Annotated in this window: 19 protein-coding genes; 5 read left to right on the top strand and 14 right to left on the bottom strand. The window is 51.8% G+C overall.

Translation table 11 applies throughout. From position 1 onward, the window contains the following. Positions 1-33 precede the first annotated feature (33 nt). The 7 genes from ABLV08_RS19490 to ABLV08_RS19460 all read right to left on the bottom strand — a co-directional run bounded on the left by ABLV08_RS19490 (position 34) and on the right by ABLV08_RS19460 (position 7,128). On the bottom strand, positions 34-1,125 hold the full coding sequence (locus tag ABLV08_RS19490; protein ID WP_045389477.1) for a type 1 fimbrial protein: 1,092 nt from the start codon (positions 1,123-1,125) through the stop codon (positions 34-36). Positions 1,126-1,146: 21 nt separating this feature from the next. After that, on the bottom strand, positions 1,147-1,716 hold the full coding sequence (locus tag ABLV08_RS19485) for a fimbrial protein (protein ID WP_015704065.1): 570 nt from the start codon (positions 1,714-1,716) through the stop codon (positions 1,147-1,149). A 34-nt stretch (positions 1,717-1,750) separates the two neighbouring features. Then, positions 1,751-4,336 (bottom strand): fimbria/pilus outer membrane usher protein, encoded by a 2,586-nt coding sequence (locus ABLV08_RS19480; protein ID WP_348856175.1) that lies wholly within the window; start codon positions 4,334-4,336, stop codon positions 1,751-1,753. Beyond that, the gene (locus tag ABLV08_RS19475; RefSeq protein ID WP_348856173.1) at positions 4,290-4,979 is read right to left on the bottom strand and encodes a fimbrial assembly chaperone; all 690 of its coding nucleotides are present in this window, start codon (positions 4,977-4,979) and stop codon (positions 4,290-4,292) included. Before ABLV08_RS19475 ends, ABLV08_RS19480 begins: the two co-directional genes overlap by 47 nt. Positions 4,980-5,036: 57 nt before the next feature. Then, positions 5,037-5,597: a fimbrial protein gene (locus tag ABLV08_RS19470; RefSeq protein WP_162182317.1), complete on the bottom strand. Its 561-nt coding sequence runs from the start codon at positions 5,595-5,597 to the stop codon at positions 5,037-5,039. 438 nt (positions 5,598-6,035) lie between these two features. After that, positions 6,036-6,725 (bottom strand): LrgB family protein, encoded by a 690-nt coding sequence (locus tag ABLV08_RS19465; protein WP_015704061.1) that lies wholly within the window; start codon positions 6,723-6,725, stop codon positions 6,036-6,038. After that, on the bottom strand, positions 6,718-7,128 hold the full coding sequence (locus ABLV08_RS19460) for a CidA/LrgA family protein (RefSeq protein ID WP_015368727.1): 411 nt from the start codon (positions 7,126-7,128) through the stop codon (positions 6,718-6,720). Before ABLV08_RS19460 ends, ABLV08_RS19465 begins: the two co-directional genes overlap by 8 nt. A 103-nt stretch (positions 7,129-7,231) precedes the next feature. On the opposite strand from ABLV08_RS19460, the gene ABLV08_RS19455 reads away from it, so the two are divergent. Next, positions 7,232-8,113 carry a LysR family transcriptional regulator gene (locus tag ABLV08_RS19455; RefSeq protein WP_348856172.1) on the top strand — a complete coding sequence of 294 codons (882 nt, stop codon included), beginning with the start codon at positions 7,232-7,234 and terminating at the stop codon, positions 8,111-8,113. 129 nt (positions 8,114-8,242) lie between these two features. Here the strand turns inward: ABLV08_RS19455 and ABLV08_RS19450 are convergent, their stop codons facing one another. From ABLV08_RS19450 to soxR, 4 genes are all read right to left on the bottom strand, one after another. Next, complete coding sequence (locus ABLV08_RS19450; protein ID WP_015368729.1) at positions 8,243-9,889, bottom strand: Na+/H+ antiporter; 1,647 nt, start codon at positions 9,887-9,889, stop codon at positions 8,243-8,245. 147 nt (positions 9,890-10,036) lie between these two features. Next, positions 10,037-11,386: an NCS2 family permease gene (locus ABLV08_RS19445; RefSeq protein WP_015704058.1), complete on the bottom strand. Its 1,350-nt coding sequence runs from the start codon at positions 11,384-11,386 to the stop codon at positions 10,037-10,039. Between the two features lie 372 nt (positions 11,387-11,758). Then, positions 11,759-12,427: a glutathione S-transferase gene (locus ABLV08_RS19440; protein WP_045367765.1), complete on the bottom strand. Its 669-nt coding sequence runs from the start codon at positions 12,425-12,427 to the stop codon at positions 11,759-11,761. A gap of 274 nt (positions 12,428-12,701) precedes the next feature. Next, entirely contained in the window at positions 12,702-13,160 is a 459-nt protein-coding gene (gene soxR, locus ABLV08_RS19435) for a redox-sensitive transcriptional activator SoxR (protein WP_015368733.1), read from the bottom strand. Positions 13,161-13,245: 85 nt separating this feature from the next. Here soxR and soxS point away from each other — a divergent pair, with 85 nt between their 5' ends. Continuing rightward, complete coding sequence (gene soxS / locus ABLV08_RS19430; RefSeq protein ID WP_015368734.1) at positions 13,246-13,575, top strand: superoxide response transcriptional regulator SoxS; 330 nt, start codon at positions 13,246-13,248, stop codon at positions 13,573-13,575. On the opposite strand, the gene ABLV08_RS19425 is transcribed toward soxS, so the two are convergent. Next, entirely contained in the window at positions 13,560-15,164 is a 1,605-nt protein-coding gene (locus tag ABLV08_RS19425) for an EAL domain-containing protein (RefSeq protein WP_213198581.1), read from the bottom strand. The two genes, soxS and ABLV08_RS19425, sit on opposite strands and share 16 nt — an antisense overlap. Positions 15,165-15,715: 551 nt before the next feature. Here ABLV08_RS19425 and ABLV08_RS19420 point away from each other — a divergent pair. Next, positions 15,716-15,997, top strand: a complete 282-nt coding sequence (locus tag ABLV08_RS19420; RefSeq protein WP_015704055.1) for a YjcB family protein — start codon at positions 15,716-15,718, stop codon at positions 15,995-15,997. Positions 15,998-16,064: 67 nt separating this feature from the next. Here the strand turns inward: ABLV08_RS19420 and iraM are convergent, their stop codons facing one another. After that, a complete protein-coding gene (gene iraM / locus ABLV08_RS19415) occupies positions 16,065-16,424 on the bottom strand; it encodes an anti-adapter protein IraM (RefSeq protein ID WP_015704054.1) in 360 nt (119 codons plus the stop codon). A 450-nt stretch (positions 16,425-16,874) separates the two neighbouring features. Here iraM and ABLV08_RS19410 point away from each other — a divergent pair, with 450 nt between their 5' ends. Further along, the gene (locus ABLV08_RS19410; RefSeq protein WP_348856198.1) at positions 16,875-18,455 is read left to right on the top strand and encodes a lytic transglycosylase F; all 1,581 of its coding nucleotides are present in this window, start codon (positions 16,875-16,877) and stop codon (positions 18,453-18,455) included. Between the two features lie 79 nt (positions 18,456-18,534). On the opposite strand, the gene ssb1 is transcribed toward ABLV08_RS19410, so the two are convergent. Next, positions 18,535-19,059 carry a single-stranded DNA-binding protein SSB1 gene (gene ssb1, locus ABLV08_RS19405; RefSeq protein WP_015368746.1) on the bottom strand — a complete coding sequence of 175 codons (525 nt, stop codon included), beginning with the start codon at positions 19,057-19,059 and terminating at the stop codon, positions 18,535-18,537. A 254-nt stretch (positions 19,060-19,313) separates the two neighbouring features. Between ssb1 and uvrA the strand changes: the two genes are divergently transcribed. Next, the gene (uvrA, locus tag ABLV08_RS19400) at positions 19,314-22,139 is read left to right on the top strand and encodes an excinuclease ABC subunit UvrA (protein ID WP_213193508.1); all 2,826 of its coding nucleotides are present in this window, start codon (positions 19,314-19,316) and stop codon (positions 22,137-22,139) included. Positions 22,140-22,216: the final 77 nt, after the last annotated feature.

Below are 22,216 nucleotides of genomic sequence, written 5' to 3'. Positions count from 1 at the left end.
GCCTCTTCCTCGCCTTGAGGAAGAGGCTGTGTTTTAGTTATAGGTAAAGGTTATCACCCCGCTCGCATTTGCCGGCCCCGCCGTCACCTCAGCCCCCGTCTTATAATAGTTGGCAGAAAACGATAATGTCTGCAAAGCGGTAGCACCGCCGGGGCTATCAGGGTTGGTAAAGACGGTATAACCGGCATCCGCGTCGCTATTGGTCACCGTCGTGCGGCTTGAAGAATACAAACTGATATCCGTATTCAACGGTAGCGCCTCGCCATTCAGATTGAGCTGGACGCCAACACCGGTGGCGACATTGCTATCTGCTGTCAGCGCCATCACCGTGTTATCAGGATTATCACCGCCCGCTTGTGCCGCCGTCACCCGCATCGAGACGTTAGTGCCCGGTTCGCAGGAGAGCGTGACCGACTGCCGAGCTGAGCCCACTTTCGTCGCTGAATTAAACGCCGAAGCGCTGACCGTACCCATCTCGAAGTTCAGCCCCGAGCTATTGGTTACACAGCCCATCGGGGTCAGTTGAATCGTGGTGGTGCCGCTAATATGCAGTTGCGAAATCACGATAGTGCCTGTGCTATCTTTCGCAGAAACCGTAGCGATCGGATCGGTCAAAGACAGTTTACTATTTGTCGCTATTGGACCGCCTGTCGCCACTAACTGCAGCTGGTAAGCGGGTGAATAACTGGTTGAAGCATAATAATCCAGTAGCCCGGAAGGTTTACCAAGATAGTAATTAGCATCACCAATAAAATGCGTCTGATAGTCACTACTGAAATCACCACTATCGCCGTCATATTCCCCGGTAATGTTTAGCCAGACTTTGACTCTCAATCCAACGCCTTGTAACGAGGTGGTATAGATATTATCCCCGAGCAAACTACCTGCATTATTTGAGGCCCACTGAAAGAGAGCGTAGATATCTCCTTCACAATTAGTTAGAGCGGTTGACGAATGAGTTATTTTTCCTGAGTCATATAATACTGTTCCGGCTGAGTAATTCCCGGCACTAACTAAAATCTTCTCAGGTAAATTAGTCATGGATATATCACCGTAATTTATCCCGCCACACCCCCAGCTAAACTCAGTAAACAGGAACAGAGCTAGCCAGATAAATTTTTTCATGCATCCTCCTGCATGTAATAGTTATTTATAGGTGACATCAAAGGTCGCGGTAAATCCCACAATGCCAGCACTAATTTTTCCGTAGGGTGAATACATTCTGGCGATCATGTTAAATGTATGAGAGCCAGCACTATCATCAAACGTATAAACATACCGATCGTTCGGCCCTAATGGCTGGTTATCCGCCTGGCTAAGCAGTTGCATTCCGACACCGCTGGCCCCATCACTACCGGTTTGATAGTTTTTATAAATTGAAGCATGGGCATCATCAAAATAGGAGCCACTGAAGGATAAGGTGACCGTAGAGATTCCCGCGGAGCAGTTACTAAACTCAAGCTTAACCGGCGTGCTTTCCCCACTAGAACCCGCTTTGCCGGTAAGCGTTTGATACGACACCGTGCCTAGATCAATGGTGGTAGAGGGTTTTATTTCAACGTTACAGGATGGCTCCTCAATGTTTCCGGAAACATTAAAATTGAGCGTACTTGAATCCTCATAGGCGAAAACTGGTGGCGAAATAACAAACAACCCACAGATTAAATAACCTAATAAACAAATCAAGATACCGCCAATATTTTTAACATCACCCATTATAAAACCCCATTGCTTTGAGCAATTGCATAAATTAATGACACAGTGTTTGATAAAAAATAATCTCCTGTTTTTTTCCTCTACCCGTCAAATCATAGTTTGCGCGGCATTGTTCATTGTCTCCTTCACCCCATTTCACCAGCATGGTTCCTTTTTGCTGAAGCCCTGTCATATAAACCTGCCCGTCATCACCAACAATATTGCTGCGAATATCCTGGCGCCGTTGCGGCTGTTTTTCTAAAGTCACAATGGCGCCGAACGGCGCGACACCGGTCCGCGTCTTTAAAGTGACCATCGCTTTCGCTCCAATATAAGTATCGTATTGCACTCTTACTATCGCGTTGCGCGTCGGTACCACGTTTTTCACCACATTATCGATCTCCGCACCTGCAATCTGCTGTTCATCCAATGACAGGTTATTAATATGGTACGGCCGAATATATGGCACAATTGCGTAACCTGTGGAATCGGTAGTGACATTGGTTTGTCCGCGTACCGCCACATCACCCACACCGGGCGTGGCAATCAGGGCGGAACTCTCGCCGAGGAATCGGGAAAGCGTGAGTCCACCGGCGTGGGCGATCATGCCACCGCGTAATGAATAGTTATAATGATTGCTATAATGGTCATAGCCGTAACCGCCGGAAATATCTCCTCTGGAACTCTGATAATCCACGCCAATATTTCCGGAGGTGCTTTTATTACTGGCGTTATAACCTTGCTGAATATTCCAGTTAAGCGATCGATCCGCCAGCATCATGCCGTTCAGTCCTACGCTGTGGGTAGTGTCGCTGGTACGGCCAGAACTCATGCTGTAGTTAGATGAGAGACTCTCGCCGAGCGGCAGAGACAGCGTTAAAGACACAAGGGTATCGCTGTCAGGTTTAGTCTCGGTACTATTTTCGCTACTTTGCACGTTTCGGTTATATGAGTAATTAATAAAATACGAGACTTTTCCCACAGACCCGCTATAGCCAATACCCAGAGACTCCATTCGCGAACTATCCCAGTAGGTTTCATTGACTAAAGACAGCGACAGAGAACCGTGTCCAAATAGTGATTGCGATATTGAGGCATCAAAGCGCCCTTTTTTCCGACCATTTAAGGTACAACAATCGCGGTCATTTGAGGCATTATCGATAAAATCCTGAAAGGAGTAATATCCCGCGGTAGAATAGCGATAACCCGCAACCGAAAAATTAGTTCCCGTCCGTATAAAGCTCTTACTAAAGCGCAGACGTAAAGATTGTCCTTTTTTTTGCGATAACGTAGAACGGTTTTCGTTTTGTTTAATATCTGCCAATGACTGAGAAGCGTCAAACGACAACGCGCCAATACTGCCTAAGTTAAAACCAGAACCCATTAATATATTAGTATATTTATCTTCAGCCTGTTGCAATCCAGCATATAACGTAATATTGCTTGAAACGCCGTATGCCGCTGTCGACTGGATAAAATTATATTCTTTATCGCCAGAACTGGTCGCGCGCGTTTTTCCGCTACTAAAGGCATAGTCCAACTGCCCCTCTCGCTGCAAAATGGCAAGCGACGCATAAGGCACGATAAAATTTTGCTCACTACCATCGGACTCTTTAATATTAACGTTGAGATCGCCTGCGCTCCCCGTTGAATAAAGATCCTTAATCTCGAAGGCCCCGGGGGCAACCGTTGTTTTATAGATACTGTAACCATTCTGATAAACGGTGACCTCGGCGGTAGTACGCGCGATACCTTTAATCGTTGGCGCGAAACCATGCAGACTGTCCGGCAGCATTTCCTTATCCGAGCTTAGTTGCAGACCAGTAAAATTCATACTGTCATATATACCTGATGAGGTATACGTATTACCCAGAACGAATTGGCTTCTCAAGGTATGAATATCGCGAGCAAGATAGCTATAAACCGATTGCCAGTGGCTGCCGTCATCGCCATGATCAAACGTGCTATAGTTGCGAAGACGCCACGGCCCTAAATTTATGCCAGGCTGCAAACTCGCAAACTGACTTTCGGTGGCGCTACCGCCGTGCCGCGGTGTATTCCATTGCCCCGACAAACTGTAGTTAAGCAAACCCGCGTTTATTCCTTGCTGCCACTGTTCTTCCGGAACATAATCTCCAGGGCGATTAAGCAAAGCCGCCTGCGGCACGGAAAGTGCGAGGCGCTGCTGCGATAACGATACGGAGTATTCAAGTCCAGGAATAACAGAAAGACGGGCACAATGCGTTGCCATATCCGCTAACTGCGGATAACGCTCGGTACTAATCGACCATGATCTTAACAGCTCAACGCCAATGCAGGGTTGAACCTTTATCTGCTGGTTATCCGTGTTTTTTTTAAATTCAACAACCTCGGAAGATATATATTTATCATTAATATAAATATCCAGATTATAACTACCGGGAGGAATCGTATCCTGAGATAACCAGGATAAATCCACAGCGGTAGCACTACTTTCAGTCACTTCCAGTAAATGAGGGTTGAAGTATTCTCCGGCTTGCGCGCCAGAACTTAGGGTAGTAACGTATAGCAGAAATGCTACTCCGATATACCCTGGAATCTGAAACAGAGCAATGCTACTGTATGATTGCGGAATATTTTTTCCCTGCCATGCCATAATCATTAATCACGCTCCATGTGATTTCTTTACTTCCCGCAGAGGATAAAATAGCTTTTGCCGGTATCTTTAACGTAGAAAATGGTGCAACGAACCATATTCCAGATATATTCTGACCGCTAATCTTTATTTGTGAGAAGTTCATATACAATGGTGAATAATTTATAACACTATAAAAATTGCTATCGCGGCGCCATTGTAATTTATCCGCATAGTTTTCTGGTATTTGGCCCTGTAGTTCTTTTGGACGATAAATAAGTTTAATTTTAGAGTTAATGGCAAACTGCACCGTATTTTTATCTGGCACATTGTCCATCGCGGGTATGCCTTTAACATTTAACCAGAGCATAGACTCGCGATCTGTTGGCAATGGTTTCCCTGAGCGCACGATCCGGACAAATCCTTTCTCTCCCGAATTTAATCGAAATAGCGGTGGTGTGATAATAAAAGCGTCTTTTACTGGCGATGACGTATCAACGACAGAAAGCCAGGACTGAACAGTATTAGTAGTATTATCTTTATTATCAACACCAACCACCGTACTCTCTTTGGCGCCATCAAATATCACACGAGTCGCGCCCACCACCACGCTCGCTTGTGCATTCGAAAAAGTTAGCAATAAGCTAATAAAGAATAAACAATTTCTCATATATCCCTAAATAAAGGGGAATCTACACCCAGCTCCCCTTTCTCCGTATAAAATAAATTAATAGTAAGTCACGTTATAGGTCACTGTCGTATTTACCGTACCTTTCGTAGGATCAGAAGCGCCTGACTTGACCATTTTCACAGTAAAAGGAATAGTTGCTGCCCCGGATGAAATATCGACATCGGCACCTTCTTCGTTATTTTTCAGCAGATTACCCTCGTTATCAAAAATGGCGACCGCAACGCCGGAAGCAGCAGAACTCGTGGCCTGGTTTTTGAAGTAATCACTGTTCGCAGCATCTGCCTCGCCACCGAAGGTGATGCGGGCGACAGCGTTGCCCCCTTCTTCAGTAGAAGGACAGTTAGCGAGTGAAAATGAAAAATTCTTCGCCGCACCAAAGGTATTCGCTTTCAAGTCCGCCACTGAAGTGGTACCCATTTCGATAGATGTCACTCCACCATCAATTGTTGCGGTACAGGTGGTATCAGAAACGGTACCGTTGAAAGTAATAGTATTCGATGCAGCTTGTGTAAAAGTCGACAGCATGCAGGAGGCAGAAATTGCCAGCGCGCTTAACGCATATTTCTTACTAATTTTCATATGAATTCCCATATCCATTTTAAATGACAATCAATCCGTCAATTGCTTCATGCAGGTTTATTAGAGAATGGAATTCAATATTCGCATTACAAATTTGCTATGCCAATAATGATAAGAGCAATTTATTTGATCACGTGGTCACTCATTGAATCCATTCAATAATAATAGCCCACGTAAAAAGAATATCGTGCAGAAAATATTTTTCAATAAGAAGAGCTAACATCACTTATTAGCTGAGATTCATCATCTGTCATCACACAATATAAAACCATAAACATCAACCAATTAGATACACCTTCAGCCATAAAGAAAGTTAATGCATTTTGATGGATTCGGAATAAAGCCTAAACACTTTAAATATCAATTAAGCCAAACGTCTTATATATACGTAGTTTCTTAAATCATTCTAATATCAGCAGCCTTACCTACTGCACTTTGAGGTAAAACTGCTGAATATTAAAATATTGCCCAGCGTACTAGCGGCGCCGCCAGAACCATTACCACGCCGGAGAGCATCATTACCAGGCTGGCGACCACGCCCTCCTGCTGGCCAAGTTCGTAGGAGCGGGCAGTCCCGGCGCCGTGCGACGCTGCGCCGAACCCAGCCCCTTTCGCCATTCCGGCGCTGATCGACAGGCGTAAGAACAGCACGTCGCCAATCGCCATGCCGAAGACTCCGGTAACCACCACAAATAACGCCACCAGATCCGGTTGGCCGCCGAGCGGTTTCGCTGCCGCCAGCGCAAACGGAGTGGTCACCGAGCGTACCGCCAGGCTTCGCTGGATCTCATCAGAAAGAGTAAATAGACGCGCCAGCCAGACGGAAGTGGTCACCGCCACCACCGAAGCCGTCACGACACCGGCGGTCAACGACATCCAGTGACGCTTAATAATCGCCATGTTGTCATAGACCGGTACGGCGAAGGCGATGGTGGCCGGCCCTAATAGCCACAATAGCCAGTGCGACTCGCCCATATAGCTCTGGTAGGAAATATGACCAAAGACGAGGATCAGCACCAACAGTACCGGTGTGAGCACCAGCGGCATCAACGGCAGTTTGTGGAAGCGGCGATAGAGGCGTTTATTGGCGAAATAGAGCCCGAGGGTGACCGCCAGGCACAGCACGCTCAGGGTAAAATCACTCATCTTTCAACCTGCTCACTTCGTAGCGATAGACCTTATCCACTACCCAGGCCGTGGCGCCCAGTACCATGGTGGTGCTTAGCCCGATGACGAGGAAGATGCGCCAGCCGTCTATCATCAGCAGTTGCGCATAGTTAACGACGGCAACCACCGCCGGGACGAAAAACAGCAGCATCTCCGCCAGTAGCCAGCGCGCGCCTGCACGCACCCAGTTTAGCGGTATCACCCGGCAGACGATAAGCATCAGAAGCATCAACATGCCGACAAGATTGGCAGGAAGCGGGAGATGTAGCCAATTAACCAGATATTCAGCGCAGACAAACAACCCGGCATAGAGCAGTACCTGAACCGGTACCTGAAGACGTTGCATCACGAAAGGCGCAACACGTGCTGGCGCGAAGGCCATGAGCGGAATTCCCTAAAAATAAGTCAGGGGTGCAGTATAGAGAGCCGCCCTTGCGGACAGAAATGAATTAAAATCATCACAGGTATAGTCTCAGGGAATAATCATGGATATACGTACGTTGCGGTATTTTGTCGAAGTCGTCCGCCAGCAAAGCTTTACCCGCGCAGCGGAGAAGCTCTTCGTCACGCAGCCCACCATCAGCAAGATGCTCAAAAATCTGGAAGACGAGCTCAATTGCACCCTGCTTATCCGTGATGGCCGTAAGCTGTTATTAACCGATACCGGCCGGGTAGTGTTCGAACGCGGGCAGGCGATACTCGGCGAATTCAGCCAGTTAAAAGCCGAGCTCAGCGACATCAACCATCTGAATAAAGGCGTGCTGCGCCTGGGGATCCCGCCGATGGTCGGCATGCTGATGGCCGAACCCATCAGCCGCTTTCGCCTGCGTTATCCCGGCGTGGAGCTGAAAATTTCCGAGTTCGGCGGGTTGACGGTGCAGCAGGCGGTTAGCAACGGCGAACTCGATCTGGCGATGACCGCGCTACCGGTCGATGAGGCCAGCGGTCTGACCACGCTGTCGCTCTTTAGCTATCCGCTCTGCGTCCTCGTACCGAAGACGGCGCAGTGGCAGGGTATCACCTCGATCTCGCCGCAAAAGCTGGCGCAGCATCCGTTGGTTATCTACAACGAAGATTTCGCCCTTAGCCAGCAACTGATGCGACTGTTTGCTGAGCATGACGTGAAGCCGCGTATCGCCGTGCGCAGCGGCCAGTGGGATTTTCTGGCGGCGATGGTGCAGGCGGGCATTGGCGTGGCGATTTTGCCGGAGCCGATTTGCCAGCGTCTTGACGCCGAGGATTTTTATTGGATCCCGCTGGAGAGCCAATTACGTTGGGAATTAGGGATGATCTGGCGGGAAGGGGTGTATATGTCGCGCAGCGCCCAGGCGTGGCTGGAGTGCAGTAAAACGTTCTGGCTGGAGTAATTCCCCGGTCGCGCTAACGCTTACCGGGGCTACATAAATACCGTAGCTCGGGTAAGGCGTTAGCCGCTACCCGACAAAAAACGGCACCGCGAGTAGTCCCGATAAGCGTCGCGCTTATCGGGGCGAAGGTTACTGATCTTCGATTAACAGCGCTTCTAACAGGTCGAGATCGTGCAGCAGTTTCTGCAACGTCTCGTTGCTGATTTGCCGCGTCGCGCGCAGGTGGTACAGCTCGCCGCGTTCCGAACGCAGCGCCGCCAGACGGAAACGGCGCTCAAGGCTCTCTTCCAGCATCGAGGTTTCGACATCGTTACGCCCATCTACGCGGCGACGCAAATTACCGATGACACGCGAACTCACCTCGGTCAGCAGCTGATTGTCGATATTCTCTTTGGTATCCGCCGCCAGGCGTTCTTCCATTTTCTGAATCGCGACAATCGCCACATCCGCCGTCGCGGCGCGCGCCAGACGCTCTTCTTTGCGCTGCTGTACGTGGTCGGTGGACTCAATACGCCGCAGCAGAATCGGCAACGCGATCACCCCGACAAACAGGGAGAAAAGAATCACCCCGGCGGCAAGGAAAATAAGCTCGTAACGCGCCGGGAAGACGTTGCCGTCCGGCAGCAGTAGCGGAATCGATAGCACACCGGCGAGGGTAATCGCCCCGCGCACCCCGGCGACGGAGGAGATCAGCAGCTCGCGGGTGGTCCAGGAGCCAAACTCCATCGGTTTCTTCTTCAGGAAGCGCTGGCTAAGCTTACGCATCGTCCACAGCCAGCCGAAACGCACCAGCATCAGCGCGGCGTAAATCAGCACGATATCGGTGAACAGCATCCAGGTTTCAACGTTCGGATCGGCTTCCGCCGCCACCAGCGAGCTCGACAGGATATCCGGCAGCTGCAGGCCCAACAGCAGGAACACCATGCCGTTAAACACGAACTCCAGCATGGCCCAGGTACTGTTGGCGCGCAGGCGCATAGCCAGCGGCGCGGTACGCATCACCCCGGAACGAGTGATGGTCATACCCGCGGCCACCGCCGCCAGGATTCCGGAGAAACCGATATGTTCGGCAATCAGGTAGGAAGCGAACGGCAGCAGGAACAGCAGCACAATTTGCGTTGCCGGTTCATCGCCGCCCCAGCGGCTGAGGAAACGCATTGAGCGGCCATACAACCAGCTGACCACAAAACCGGCCAGGATGCCGCCAATCGCCACCTTCAGGAACTCAACGGTTGCGCCGCCAATGGTGAACACCATCGTCCCCATCGCCACGGCAACGGCAAATTTTAACGACACCAGGCCAGAGGCGTCGTTCATCAGCGCTTCGCCCTGCAGGATGCCCATGATTTTCTTCGGTATCCGCCCTTCGCCAACAATACCGGACAGCGCCACGGCATCGGTCGGCGACAGCACCGCCGCCAGGGCGAACGCCGGAACCAGCGGGATCCCCGGCACAATCCAGTAAATCAGGAAGCCGATACCAACCACGGTAACCACCACCAGCGCCAGCGCCAGGCCGAAGATTTCCCGCCCGTGCTCGATAAATTCGCGGGTCGGCGTTTTCCAGCCATCGGCAAATAGCAGCGGCGGAATAAACAGAACGAGGAAGAGTTCAGGGTCGAACTCGACGTGCAAACCAAAGGTCGGCCAGGCTAACAGCGCGCCGATGGCGATTTGCATTAACGGTAGTGGAACCTGAAAGGGCAGTACGCGTGTAACCACCCCGGAGAGTGAGACCACAAGGGTCATAATGAGTATGGTGAAGAATATTTCCATGTGTTCCCTGTTTGCTGCGTTTTCTTTTTTTACATCTGAGGCGTCATGTCTCGAAATGATACGCTACTCAGATTAACGCAAAAGGAAACAGGATGTGGCTTAAAAATTAAACGGGCGGCCAAAGCCGCCCGTCGTTAGCAGGAAAAGTTAAATCGCCCAGCCGCCGGCATAGAAGATAACCAGCGCCGCCGCGATGATCACGGTGCCCGCATTGAGTTTACGCCACTCGCCGGATACCACGCGGCCAATCACCAACGATGCGAAACCGATCATGATGCCGGTCACGATGTTGCAGGTCAGCACGATGAACACCGCGGTAATCAGCCCCGCCATCGCATCAACGAAGTCATTGAAGTCGATTTTCGCCACGTTGCTCAGCATCAGCAGGCCAACGTACATCAGCGCTGGCGCGGTCGCGTAGGCCGGCACCAGATAGGAGAGCGGAGAAAGGAACAGGATCAGCAGGAACAGCACGCCAACGGTGACGGCCGTCAGGCCAGTTTTACCGCCCGCCGCCGTACCGGCCGCCGATTCGATATACACCGCCGCAGGAGCCGCGCCCACCACGCCGGAGAACACGCTGCTCAGGGAGTCGGTAGTCAGCGCTTTACCGCCGTTGATGATCTGCCCGTCTTTATCCAGCAGATTAGCCTGGCCGGCAACCGCGCGAATGGTGCCGGTGGCATCGAATACTGCAGTCATGACCAGCGCCAGTACGCTTGGTAACACCACCGGGTTCAGCGCGCCGATGATATCAAGGCTGCCAATAAGCGAATTGCCTTTGTCATCGCTCAGCGACGGCATGGCGAAAATCCCGGAGAAGTGGACGTTCGGATCGAAAATCAGGCCGATAATGGAAATACCAATGATGGTCAGCAGAATGCCGCCCGGCACTTTCAGTTTTTCCAGACCGATAATGACCGCCAGGCCAATCAGCGACATCATCACCGGGAAACTGTCGAAGTTGCCCAGCGCAACCGGCAGGCCGTCCAGCGGGTTTTTAATCACCAGGCCGACGCCGTTGGCGGCAATCAGCAGCAGGAACAGGCCGATACCGATGCCGGTGCCGTGCGCCACACCCTGCGGCAGGTTGCGCAGGATCCAGCTACGAATACCGGTAGCGGAGATAATGGTGAACAACACCCCCATCAGGAAAACGGCGCCTAATGCTACTGGAATGCTGATGTGCTGCCCCAGCACCAGGCTAAAAGCGGTAAATGCGGTCAGCGAAATCGCGCAACCGATAGCCAGCGGCAGGTTGGCCCACAGGCCCATGACTAATGAACCGACGCCCGCTACCAGGCAGGTCGATACGAACACCGCTGCCGGCGGAAAACCCGCTTTCCCCAGCATTCCCGGCACCACAATGACCGAGTACACCATCGCCAGGAAGGTCGTTAACCCGGCAACAATTTCCTGACGTACGGAACTGCCGCGAGCTGAAATTTTAAACCAGGCGTCTAAAGAACCGCCGGTACGCGCTGAAGGCGTAGACATAGAAAACTTCCCCTGAAAATTTTGATCGTTCGCTTGCATGCGTGATGGACCGTCCACTGCCAGTTAAACGCCATCTCCTTGTGCTGTTTCCCGGCGCCAGGAGGGAGGCTGAGAAAAAGCAAACGTTTAACTCCGCGCATACAATGCGGTATATGGAATGTCTTTGCTCCCCCTGTCGGCAGGGGAAAAAACGAGCAAAGTAAAAAGGCAAACGATTATCCTGTCTTTAGCTGGCCCTTTTCAACTGAAGTTTGTCGTATTTTGCCAAATTTCGCCGCCAAAGCTCAGGAAATAGTCAAACGATGCGCAAACGTTATCGTCAATGCGCAAAGCATTAACATTTTTATATGTTTTAATCCGCTTTCAGGCGCATTAACCGCCAGGTAGGGTAAACGGCCCGCCGCGCTCAATAGCGCTAATCCATGCCGGACGTGACTCAACCTGCTGCTGCCAGCGCCGGGTATGCGGCAAGTCTCCAACACCGCCACGCGCCAGTAACGCCATCACCGGGAAGCTCATCTGGATATCCGCCATACTCAACGCACTGCCGGCAAACCACGGCTGACGGGCAAGATGCTGTTCTATATACGCCGCGTGGGTCGCCAGCTGTCTGTCCAGCCACGCTTTTTGCACCCCTTTGCCCAACGCCCCGCCCAACGTGCGCATGCCAAGCGGCACCGGCGGCTTGCCGAGGCTGGCGAAGATAAGCTTCATCAACAACAAAGGCATTAACGATCCCTCGGCATAATGGAGCCAGAAGCGATATTGCAGTTTCTCTTCCCGCCCCAGCGGTCTGAGCTGCTGAGCGCTATCGTAGGTCTCCTGCAGATATTCCAGAATCGCGCCGGACTCCGCCAGCACCACGCCCTGATCCTCAAGCACCGGCGATTTACCCAACGGGTGAATTTTTTTCAGTTCCGCTGGCGCCTGCATGTTTTTTTCACGCTGGTAGCAGACTACCTGATAGGACAATTGCAGTTCTTCCAACGCCCACAGCACGCGCTGCGAGCGGGATTGGTTGAGGTGATGGACCGTCAACATGGCGCTCTCCTGTTGTTCGTTCAAATTAACTATAGAAACAGGCGGCCAATGACGGAAAAATTTCGGCAACGTCAACAGGCAAAATCAGCAGGCTGTGCCACAATTACATTGTCGACGCAATCCGGAACCTCCTTCAACACATTGCGCAATACCTGAGGGGAGTCGACGTCGGGGGAAACCCTCCCGTGAGCCAGCGGGATAATGCGAAAGACAAAGACCGGAAAACAACTAAAGCGCCCTGTTGTGGCGCTTTAGTTTTTTGCAGGTATCACCATTAATCCTCTTCCAGCAGGCGTGCGCCGGTCCCCTCTTCACCCAACTTATCTCCAGGGTTGCGTAACGGACAATCGCGGCGCGATAAACAGCCGCAACCGATGCAGCCGTCGAGCTGGTCGCGCAACGCGGTCAGGGTGTGAATACGCCGATCCAGCTCCTCCCGCCATTGCGACGACAGCTGTTTCCACTCTTTGGCGCTCAGATTATGCCCTTCCGGCAGGACGCCGAATGCCTCGCCGATGGTCGCCAGCGGAATACCAATACGTTGCGCAATCTTGATGATAGCGACCGCACGCAGCACATCGCGGCGATATCGCCGCTGATTGCCCGCGTTGCGCTGGCTGCGGATAAGCCCTTTGCTTTCATAAAAGTGCAGCGCCGAGACGGCGACGCCGGTTCGTTTCGCCACTTCCCCAGGGGAGAGCAGCATTTTGATACGGGTTGGTTTCTTTTCCATAAAAGCGCTTTACCTCAAGTTAACTTGAGGAATTATACTCGCCAGCAGACAAAACGACGAATCGAGAATTGAGAGAGGCCGCTTTATGTCCCATCAGGATATTATCCAAACGCTTATTGAATGGATTGATGAACATATCGATCAACCACTTAACATTGATGTAGTCGCTAAAAAATCGGGATACTCGAAATGGTATCTACAGCGGATGTTCCGTACCGTCACCCACCAAACGCTGGGTGATTACATTCGCCAGCGCCGGCTACTGCTCGCCGCTGAGGCGCTAAGGACCACGCAACGCCCTATTTTTGATATTGCGATGGATTTGGGATACGTCTCGCAACAGACGTTCTCACGGGTGTTCCGCCGGGAGTTCGATCGCACTCCCAGCGACTACCGTCATCAGATTTCCGCCTGACGACCGTCGTGCGGCGGACGCAGTAAGATCGGGGATTTCGCCAGCCACTGGATAAACTCCTGTGGCGGCATTGCCCTGGCAAAATGCCAACCCTGACAAAACTGCACGCCGCGCTTAAGCAACCAATCCACCTGATCCAGCGTTTCTACCCCTTCAGCGATGGTTTTTAAACGCAGGCTACGCGCCATGTCGATGATATGCTCGGCAATCAGGTGGCTGGTGCTATTAGTCGTCAGCGTATCGATAAAAGATTTATCAATCTTCAGAATATCGACGTTGAGCGAATAGAGATTGTGCAGGTTGGAATAACCGGTACCGAAATCATCAATAGCTATCTCATAGCCCGCTTCGCGGAAAGCCTGGATCACCGGCGTGGTTTTCGGCACATCGATAAACCCCCTTTCGGTGACTTCAATTTTGATTTGCTTCACGCAAACTGCATAGCTGCGCGCTTTCTCAGTGATCTGTGCAATCAACCTCGCGGAGTGGAAATCCGAGGCCGAAAGATTAATCGCGATATAGAGCTGCGGGTGTCGGGACAAATATTCGCCAAGATCGTTGAACAACTCGTCAACTACGTAATCTGTGACCTGAGCAATCATGCCTGAGTTTTCCGCCAATGGAATAAACTCCGCCGGACTCATGACCGGACCATCAAATCCCGGCCAGCGTAGCAGCGCCTCGGCGCCGACGCAGCGATTATTCTTAATGTCGATAATGGGTTGATAATGCAGACATAGCTGGCGGTGGCTTAACGCCCGCAAGAGCTTATTACGCGGTGAATGATACTGCTGACGGCTGCGCGACCATACCATCAGAATCAATATGCTGCAGATGATCCCTAACGGCAGGGTCAAGGTGACCTGATCGTACAGGCTGGTATAATAGCTGGCGCGCGAGGTGGACATGATGACCGCAATCGGCCGAATCGAGGAATGAGCGACGGTATAAACCCGGCCATCCTGATTAAAAAAAGCGTCTTCGTGGCGGATAAGGCGGTGTAGTTCCCTGGCATCAACGTTTTTACTCACCGAGAAAAACATGTTCGTTTTGGTATCGAAGACGCCGTAGGCTAAGTCTCTATCACTGGAAATAACCGAGCTATAAGAGAGAGGATTAACCACCACGGCATAATGGCCGCGCTGCATATAATTCATATCATAGCCCGGATAAAACGGCGTATCGCGGTAGTAGTAAATAGAGACGTCGGGCTGGCGGGTGTAATTCGCCGCGGCTATTCTCCACCCCTCTTCGGGATGAACTGCAGTAGAACAGATGAATTTGTTACCGTTCGCGTAAATCAAGTCATCGACATACAGCAATCCGCGGACAATATTCAACATGTAATGCTGATGCTGCGGGGAACACAATTCCCCTGTAAACTGCATGGCCTTTTCGCGCGCCTGCTCGGATTCATGAATGACCATTTCCGTTTTTTGCAACGCCAGCTGCGAAAACGACTGCAATCTATCGGAGATTTCTTCCCGGGCTCTAATTTGCGCGAACCACAACGCCAACACCACCGGCAGCACAACCACCAGTATGGTGAAGAATATTTTGAACGCCTTATGCGGCGCGCTACGACTCATTTCCGCTTTTTATCCATGCGATACGCCTCAATCACGGTATAAGGGCAAAAACCAGGCATTACCGACTGTTATAAAAAACAGCGAATTTCAGCAACGAACACGTTTATGTAAAAACCTCACACCTAATAATGATGAATCATACTTACTTATAGATGGATCGAGAAACATTCTCGTAATAATTAAGACACTAGCCACTTACTAATTCGGTTTCTCCGTACAATTACTCGTAATAAGTAACAAAACCCGTAGAACAATTATCGGCAGTCTACGCCCAGCCCTTAGCAGCGTCGAAAAACAGACGCCAGACAAGCTGGCGTACATCCCCTCGGCATTAACCACAGTTATCTTATGGTTTTAAAATGTCAAAAAAGGTCATTTTTTGTCTGGCGAATAAATCAGCAAATGTGATATAGTTCACACAAGTTGATGAAACAAAACTTTCGTTTCATCACTCCCTGAAGTGCCCCCAGATAGCCAGAGCGTCTCATTAATTGATAATCGCGCCAGGTTGTCTAAGGCCCCCGACTTTCATTGAGAGATAGGATAAGTTAATGGCTTCCATTACTACCAGTGTCGTTCTTTTGCGCTGGCCCCTGGTGAGCGCAGTATTGATGTTCCTGGCCAGCTCGCTGAATATTCAATTACGTAAAAGCGACTATGCCGGTTTAGCGATTATTTGTAGCTGTCTGGGCCTCGCTGCCGCCTGTTGGTTTGCTACCGGCTTGTTAGGCATCACCATGGTGGATGTCGCCAAAATCTGGGGCAACATTAAAGACGTCATGGTTGAAGTCATGAGTCAGACGCCACCAGAATGGCCAATGATGATGACCTGATAAAAAAGCTTCCTACGGGAAGCTTTTTTATTTTCAGCAACAGTGAGGGCCTTCCCCGTGCCCCCGGCTAATATTGTTCGCATAACTGCGGCCGTAGACGCTCGTTTGGGCAGCGCTTAACTGCACAATATGATTGATAAAGACAAGATTCTGGTTCCGCGGCTTCAAAATTGTACGGGCAGATTGGCCGCTCTCTTAACGTTTCCCACTGTTTATCGTCATAACGCGTAATGTTATAAATTTTTAATGAATGATATTGATCATTAATTAAAACTTTAGAGGAAAAAAGTTTCATTGTTTCACCGGGAAGCAATAAAAGATCGGCTTCATACCAGATAATAAACTTCAGAAACCGCAGCCCCGATATTGACGAGAACGCAACGCCGGTATGCGGGCAGATAAGGGTGTTAAGAATAGTCCATTTCATCTTCCATCCTTGTAAGTAAAATCTGTGACGGGGAATTTAGTGATAGCACTCCTGGTCGTTATCTGCAAGGTAGCTTATTAATAGTGTGATATAGAACGAGGCTGGTACACATCGGTCATACCACTCATGAAGTAAGCTAATCCGGGCTTTCTACGAATTATGTATTAATACTAAAAAAACATAACCATGCAGAGTCTATAAATAACCTTACAATAGATTTTAAATAACAGACAAAAATATCATTTTGATAGTCCATCAGGTTAAATAAGTGATTAGCGATCACAAATAAAAAATATTCTACAGGGAGGGCCGTACCTCCTTCTTTTGTATTATAGCGGAAACGGTAATACCTCTTCCGCCGTACCGACGCAATGGAAGTAGGCAGAAAAAGACGCGGGAGAGCGTATGCATTGTCTAAAATATAATCATCTCCCTGCAGAGTGTCGCATCATGAACATCTTCGGTTTTCAGCGTCGCCTGGCGACGCTTTCCGCCTGCCTTCTCGCCTTACTGTTTGCCGTCTCAGCCCCGGTATCTTCGACGGAAAAACCGCCGCCGTTGCAAAATGATAAAGCTGAACTGGCTATCAATATGGATCACATCATGCAGCCGCAAAAAGGCGATCTTCCCGACATGATCAACCGACGGGCGATCCGAGTGCTAACGACTTACAGCAAGACATTCTTTTTTATCGACAAAGGTACCCAACGCGGCGCTGCCCACGATCTTTTCATCGCTTTAGAAAAAGATCTCAATAATCAGCTCGCAAAAGAGAAGAAGCTGAAGCAGAAACACCTCAAAGTGCGGATCGTTTTCATCCCGGTCACGCGGGATAACCTGTTCAAAGCGCTAAATGAAGGCAAGGGGGATATCGCCGCCGCCAATCTCACGATTACCTCGTCGCGTCAGGAGCAGGTCGCCTTTACCACCCCGCTCTATAGCGATGTCAAAGAACTGTTGGTATCGGGGCCATCATCGCCCGACGTGAAAAACCTGGAGCAGCTTTCCGGTAAAACCGTGTTTGTCCGCCGCTCCTCCAGCTATTACGAAAGTTTACAGGAGCTTAACGCCCGCTTCGCTAAAGCGTCGCTGCCGCCGGTTATTCTGCAGGAAGCGCCAGAGGCGCTCGAAGATGAGGATCTTCTCGAAATGCTCAATGCCGGCCTGATTCCCCTGATCGTAGTGGATCGCCATAAGGCGCTTTTCTGGAAACAGGTGTTTCCAAAAATTCAGGTGCATGAAAACATTGTGCTGCGGGATGGCGGCAGCATCGCCTGGGCTGTGCGCAAAGATAACCCACAGCTTCTCGCGGAACTGAATAACTTCGTGAAGCACAATCGTCAGGGAAGTACGTTGGGCAACACCATTCTGCTGCGCTACCTGAAAAGCGCGACCTACGTTAAAAACGCCACAGCCAACAGAGAACGCGCTAAGTTTTTGCAGATGGTGGAAATTTTTAGAAAATATGGCGAACGCTATGATGTCGACTGGCTGCTGATGGCCGCCCAGGGATATCAGGAATCGCGGCTCAATCAATCGGTACGCAGCCACGTCGGCGCAATCGGCGTAATGCAGGTCATGCCCGCGACCGGCAAGGAATTGAAGGTTGGCGATATCAAAAAAATCGACCCCAACATTCATGCCGGCGTTAAGTATATGCGCTGGATGATCGATCATTACTATGGCGACCAACCGATGACGCCGCTTGATAAGGCGCTGTTTTCGTTTGCTTCTTACAATGCCGGCCCGGCACGCATCGCGCGTCTACGTACGGAAACCCAAAAACGCGGCTTTGACCCAAATATCTGGTTTGGCAACGTCGAGAATCTCGCAGCAGAGAAGATCGGCGCTGAGACGGTGACCTATGTCAGCAACATCTATAAATACTACATTGCGTATCGGCTGATTATGGATGATATCGCCCGTAAACAAAAAGCGACTGCCGCGCCGCTACCCGAGCCTGGAACGGGTAAGCCGCAGCCCGACACAGTTCCGTCAACCGCTCCTGAAGCTTCAGCCCCGGCAACCTGAGAGCCTGAAACGAAAAAGCCCCGAACACTCGGGGCTTTTTGTTGGTTTACTGCATAGGCAGTAGGTAATAAGGAAAACCTTAGAACGGGATATCGTCGTCGAAGTCCATCGGCGGTTCGTTAGATGGCGCTGCCGGGGCCTGCTGCTGCGGACGAGACTGCGCGCCGCCGCTGAACTGGTTGCCGCCCTGCGGCTGCTGAGGCTGACCCCAACCGCCCTGCTGCTGGCCGCCGCCTGCCGGTGCGCCGCCGCCCTGACGGCCGCCCAGCATCTGCATGGTGCCGCCGACGTTTACCACGATTTCAGTGGTGTACTTGTCCTGACCGGACTGATCGGTCCATTTACGGGTGCGCAGCTGGCCTTCGATATAAACCTGAGAACCTTTACGCAGGTATTCGCCAGCGACTTCCGCCAGTTTGCCGAACAGCACAACGCGGTGCCATTCAGTCTGCTCTTTCATTTCGCCGGTTTGCTTATCGCGCCAGGATTCGGAAGTTGCCAGCGTGAAGTTGGCGACAGCGCCGCCACTTGGCATGTAGCGTACTTCCGGGTCCTGCCCCAGATTACCGACGAGAATCACCTTGTTTACGCCTCTGCTGGCCATGATCGAATCTCCTGAATAATACGTTTTGTATAAGTGTAAACCGGGAATTCTAACACCACAAAGGGGCAATTTGATAGCTGCGAAGCCAATTCCAGAAAACATCCCGCCGCTATGCAATTTTTCACCCTCTTACTGCAGCGCCATTCCAATACTGTATATCCAGACAGGTTAAGTTGTGTCATAATTAGCCGTTTCTGCCGTTTGTCCTTCAAACAAACCAGGCAATCCGTGTATCTACCTACCGGGAAAGGTGAATGGATAAGATCGAAGTTCGGGGCGCCCGCACCCATAATCTCAAAAACATCAACCTCGTCATCCCGCGCGACAAACTCATTGTCGTCACCGGGCTTTCTGGGTCTGGCAAATCCTCACTCGCTTTCGACACCCTGTACGCCGAAGGCCAGCGTCGCTACGTCGAATCGCTCTCCGCCTATGCGCGACAGTTCCTGTCGCTGATGGAGAAACCGGACGTCGATCATATCGAAGGGCTGTCGCCGGCGATTTCTATCGAACAGAAATCGACCTCCCACAACCCGCGTTCGACGGTAGGCACCATTACTGAAATCCACGACTATCTGCGACTGCTGTACGCCCGCGTCGGCGAACCGCGTTGCCCGGACCACGACGTCCCGCTGGCCGCGCAAACCGTCAGCCAGATGGTCGATAACGTGCTCTCACAGCCGGAAGGTCAGCGCCTGATGCTGCTGGCGCCCATTATTAAAGAGCGTAAGGGCGAGCACACCAAAACGCTGGAAAACCTTGCCAGCCAGGGCTACATTCGCGCGCGGATCGATGGCGAAGTCTGCGATCTTTCGGATCCGCCGAAGTTAGAGCTGCAAAAGAAACACACGATCGAAGTGGTTATCGATCGCTTCAAAGTACGTGACGATCTGGCGCAGCGTCTGGCGGAGTCTTTCGAAACCGCGCTGGAGCTCTCAGGCGGCACCGCCATTGTTTCCAACATGGATGACAGTAAAGCGGAAGAACTGCTGTTCTCGGCGAACTTCGCTTGCCCGATTTGCGGCTATAGCATGCGCGAACTGGAGCCGCGTCTGTTCTCCTTCAACAACCCGGCAGGGGCCTGTCCAACCTGCGACGGCCTTGGCGTTCAACAGTATTTCGATCCCGACCGCGTAGTTCAGAACCCGGAGCTCTCGCTGGCTGGCGGCGCCATCCGCGGCTGGGATCGCCGCAACTTCTACTACTTCCAGATGCTGAAGTCGCTGGCGGATCACTATAAGTTTGATGTCGAAGCGCCCTGGGGCACTCTCAGCGCTAATGTGCAGAAAGTCGTGCTGTACGGTTCAGGTAAAGAGAATATTGAATTCAAATACATGAACGACCGCGGCGACACGTCAGTACGCCGTCACCCGTTCGAAGGCGTGCTGCACAACATGGAGCGCCGTTACAAAGAGACGGAATCCAGCGCGGTGCGCGAAGAGCTGGCGAAATTCATCAGCAACCGTCCGTGCGCCAGCTGCGAGGGTACGCGTCTGCGCCGCGAAGCGCGTCACGTGTTTGTGGAGAACACGCCGCTGCCGACCATTTCCGATATGAGCATCGGCCACGCGATGGACTTCTTCAACAACCTGAAGCTGTCCGGGCAGCGGGCGCAAATCGCTGAGAAAGTGCTGAAAGAGATTGGCGATCGTCTGAAATTCCTCGTCAACGTCGGTCTGAACTACCTGACGCTCTCTCGTTCGGCGGAGACGCTCTCCGGCGGTGAAGCGCAGCGTATTCGTCTGGCGAGCCAGATTGGCGCGGGGCTGGTTGGCGTGATGTACGTGCTGGATGAGCCCTCCATCGGCCTGCACCAGCGTGATAACGAACGCCTGCTCGGTACGCTTATCCACCTGCGTAATCTGGGCAACACGGTCATTGTCGTTGAACATGACGAAGACGCCATTCGCGCCGCCGACCACGTCATCGACATCGGTCCCGGCGCTGGGGTTCACGGCGGCCAGGTGGTGGCCGAAGGGCCGCTGGACGCCATTATGGCGGTACCAGAATCGCTCACCGGGCAGTACATGAGCGGTAAACGCAAAATCGAAGTGCCGAAACAGCGCGTCGCCGCCGATCCGGAAAAAGTGCTGAAACTGACCGGCGCACGGGGCAATAACCTCAAGGATGTGACGCTGACGTTGCCTGTCGGCCTGTTTACCTGCATTACCGGCGTTTCCGGTTCCGGTAAATCAACGCTGATTAACGATACCCTGTTCCCCATCGCCCAGCGCCAGTTGAACGGCGCGACGATTGCCGAGCCTGCGCCGTATCGCGATGTTCAGGGGCTGGAGCACTTCGATAAAGTCATCGATATCGACCAGAGCCCGATTGGCCGTACGCCACGTTCAAACCCGGCAACCTATACCGGCGTGTTTACGCCGGTGCGCGAACTGTTCGCCGGTGTTCCGGAATCACGTTCACGCGGCTATACGCCGGGCCGCTTCAGTTTTAACGTCCGCGGCGGCCGCTGCGAAGCCTGCCAGGGCGACGGAGTGATCAAGGTTGAGATGCACTTCCTGCCGGATATCTACGTGCCGTGTGACCAGTGCAAAGGCAAACGCTATAACCGCGAAACGCTGGAAATTAAGTACAAAGGCAAAACTATCCACGAAGTGCTGGATATGACCATCGAAGAAGCGCGCGAATTCTTTGATGCCGTGCCGGCGCTGGCGCGTAAGCTGCAAACCCTGATGGATGTTGGTCTGACCTATATTCGTCTCGGCCAGTCGGCAACCACGCTCTCCGGCGGTGAAGCCCAGCGCGTGAAGCTGGCGCGCGAACTCTCCAAGCGCGGTACCGGCCAGACGCTATATATCCTTGATGAACCGACCACCGGTCTGCATTTCGCCGATATTCAGCAGCTGCTGGACGTGCTGCATCAGCTACGCGATCAGGGCAATACCATCGTGGTCATTGAGCACAACCTCGACGTTATTAAAACCGCCGACTGGATTGTCGACCTAGGCCCGGAAGGCGGTAGCGGCGGTGGGGAAATTCTCGTTTCCGGCACGCCGGAAACCGTTGCCGAATGTGAAGCCTCACACACGGCGCGCTTCCTGAAGCCCTTGCTGAAGTAACCTCTCAGGCCTCTTCCTTCACGGAAGAGGCCTCATTTCATCTCATTTTTCCACGCTGAGACTTCGTGATTTGCCCG

Source organism: Klebsiella sp. CN_Kp088 (genome assembly GCF_040064335.1).
In the GTDB taxonomy this organism is placed as follows: domain Bacteria; phylum Pseudomonadota; class Gammaproteobacteria; order Enterobacterales; family Enterobacteriaceae; genus Klebsiella; species Klebsiella aerogenes.
Note: the sequence above shows the minus strand (reverse complement) of the source record. Positions and strands in the feature narration are given on the sequence as shown.

Excerpts from the sequence above, each read along its gene's own strand:
- ABLV08_RS19490 (WP_045389477.1), bottom strand. The coding sequence starts at position 1,125 with ATGAAAAAATTTATCTGGCTAGCTCTGTTCCTGTTTACTGAGTTTAGC.
- ABLV08_RS19485 (WP_015704065.1), bottom strand. The coding sequence starts at position 1,716 with ATGGGTGATGTTAAAAATATTGGCGGTATCTTGATTTGTTTATTAGGT.
- ABLV08_RS19480 (WP_348856175.1), bottom strand. The coding sequence starts at position 4,336 with ATGATTATGGCATGGCAGGGAAAAAATATTCCGCAATCATACAGTAGC.
- ABLV08_RS19475 (WP_348856173.1), bottom strand. The coding sequence starts at position 4,979 with ATGAGAAATTGTTTATTCTTTATTAGCTTATTGCTAACTTTTTCGAAT.
- ABLV08_RS19470 (WP_162182317.1), bottom strand. The coding sequence starts at position 5,597 with ATGGATATGGGAATTCATATGAAAATTAGTAAGAAATATGCGTTAAGC.
- ABLV08_RS19465 (WP_015704061.1), bottom strand. The coding sequence starts at position 6,725 with ATGAGTGATTTTACCCTGAGCGTGCTGTGCCTGGCGGTCACCCTCGGG.
- ABLV08_RS19460 (WP_015368727.1), bottom strand. The coding sequence starts at position 7,128 with ATGGCCTTCGCGCCAGCACGTGTTGCGCCTTTCGTGATGCAACGTCTT.
- ABLV08_RS19455 (WP_348856172.1), top strand. The coding sequence starts at position 7,232 with ATGGATATACGTACGTTGCGGTATTTTGTCGAAGTCGTCCGCCAGCAA.
- ABLV08_RS19450 (WP_015368729.1), bottom strand. The coding sequence starts at position 9,889 with ATGGAAATATTCTTCACCATACTCATTATGACCCTTGTGGTCTCACTC.
- ABLV08_RS19445 (WP_015704058.1), bottom strand. The coding sequence starts at position 11,386 with ATGTCTACGCCTTCAGCGCGTACCGGCGGTTCTTTAGACGCCTGGTTT.
- ABLV08_RS19440 (WP_045367765.1), bottom strand. The coding sequence starts at position 12,427 with ATGTTGACGGTCCATCACCTCAACCAATCCCGCTCGCAGCGCGTGCTG.
- soxR (WP_015368733.1), bottom strand. The coding sequence starts at position 13,160 with ATGGAAAAGAAACCAACCCGTATCAAAATGCTGCTCTCCCCTGGGGAA.
- soxS (WP_015368734.1), top strand. The coding sequence starts at position 13,246 with ATGTCCCATCAGGATATTATCCAAACGCTTATTGAATGGATTGATGAA.
- ABLV08_RS19425 (WP_213198581.1), bottom strand. The coding sequence starts at position 15,164 with ATGAGTCGTAGCGCGCCGCATAAGGCGTTCAAAATATTCTTCACCATA.
- ABLV08_RS19420 (WP_015704055.1), top strand. The coding sequence starts at position 15,716 with ATGGCTTCCATTACTACCAGTGTCGTTCTTTTGCGCTGGCCCCTGGTG.
- iraM (WP_015704054.1), bottom strand. The coding sequence starts at position 16,424 with ATGAAATGGACTATTCTTAACACCCTTATCTGCCCGCATACCGGCGTT.
- ABLV08_RS19410 (WP_348856198.1), top strand. The coding sequence starts at position 16,875 with ATGAACATCTTCGGTTTTCAGCGTCGCCTGGCGACGCTTTCCGCCTGC.
- ssb1 (WP_015368746.1), bottom strand. The coding sequence starts at position 19,059 with ATGGCCAGCAGAGGCGTAAACAAGGTGATTCTCGTCGGTAATCTGGGG.
- uvrA (WP_213193508.1), top strand. The coding sequence starts at position 19,314 with ATGGATAAGATCGAAGTTCGGGGCGCCCGCACCCATAATCTCAAAAAC.